The organism is Streptomyces katrae (assembly GCF_000966975.1).
Taxonomy (GTDB): domain Bacteria; phylum Actinomycetota; class Actinomycetes; order Streptomycetales; family Streptomycetaceae; genus Streptomyces; species Streptomyces katrae.
Map to the genome: position 1 here is coordinate 1 of NZ_JZWV01000742.1, position 1,203 is coordinate 1,203.

2 protein-coding genes are annotated in these 1,203 nt (G+C 75.0%); both read right to left on the reverse strand.

Translation table 11 applies throughout. The features are described from left to right. Positions 1–739, reverse strand: a 739-nt coding sequence (locus VR44_RS25630; protein ID WP_045949960.1) for a phytoene desaturase family protein, incomplete at its 3' end; no start/stop codon positions are given. Then, on the reverse strand, positions 736–1,203 hold a 468-nt coding region (locus VR44_RS25635; protein ID WP_045949961.1), incomplete at its 5' end, for a tetratricopeptide repeat protein. The genes VR44_RS25630 and VR44_RS25635, both read right to left, overlap by 4 nt.

Sequence of the window (1,203 nt, forward strand, 5' to 3'; positions counted from 1 at the left end):
CCGTGAGCGCGCCCATGCCGCCGACGGGCACGTCCCAGTCGCCGGTGCCGCCGCCGATGACGTGGTAGAGGAAGCAGCGGTTCTGGGCGAGGGAGGCGTCGTGGGCGTCGGCGAAGGTGCCGATCAGGGCGTCGGTGAGGACCACGCCGCGAACCAGGTCGTCGGCGAAGCGCTCCTCCACCGCCCGGCCGAGCGGCTCCTCGAACAGCATCCGCCAGGCCTGCTCGTCGTCGATCCGGGCCCGCAGTTCCGCCCGGGTGGGCAGGGGTTCGGTGAGCGTGGGGAAGACCCGTCCGGCGAGGCGGCCGGTGGTGGCGTAGAAGGCGCGCCAGGCCTCGTACTCCCGGTCGGATCCGGTGAGCCGGGCGAAGGATTCCCTCGTACGGTCCTCCCCGCCGCCGACGAGGAGTCCGCCGGGGCGGCCGTCCCGCTCGAAGGGCGTGTACGAGGACACCGTGCGCCGGCGCACCCGGAACCGCAGCCCCAGATCCCGGACGATCTTCCCGGGGAGCAGGGACACGAGGTAGGAGTAGCGGGAGAGCCGGGCGTCGACCCCGGCGAAGGGCCGGGTGGAGACGGCGGCTCCGCCGGTGTGCCCGAGCCGTTCCAGAACCAGGACGGAGCGGCCCGCGCGGGCCAGGTAGGCGGCGGCGACGAGGCCGTTGTGGCCGCCTCCGACGATCACCGCGTCGTACACGTCGTGCGCGAAACCCCGGGAGCTGCCTGCGTCAGCGGTCATGGCTCTTGGTAACACACCTGGCCCAGCCGCTCCAGACAGTGGGCCTCGTCGGCGTGGGCGAGGACGGTGTCGGGGTGCTCGTCGCCGAGGGAACGCTCGCGGATCCCGGACAGTTCCCGGTAGATGGGCAGCGCCTGGTCCCAGCGGCCGAGCCGGCCGAGTCCGACGGCCAGTTCGCGGCGGCTGACCAGGGTGTCCGGGCTGACCAGGGTGTCCGGGTGCTCCGCGCCCAGGGCCCTGGCGCGGGCCGCACCCACCTCGCGGGCCTCGGCCACCGCCTCCTCCCAGCGGTCGAGGCGGCCCAGGTTGACGCCGAGGACGTGCCGGGCCCGCAGGGTCTCCGGGTCGGCTGCCCCGTAGGCCCGGGTGCGGTCGCGCACCAGGGAGCGGAACAGGTCGAGGGCCTCGGCGGCGCGGCCGGTGCGGCCGAGCGCGATGCCGGTCTCGTAGCGGGCGGCGAGGGC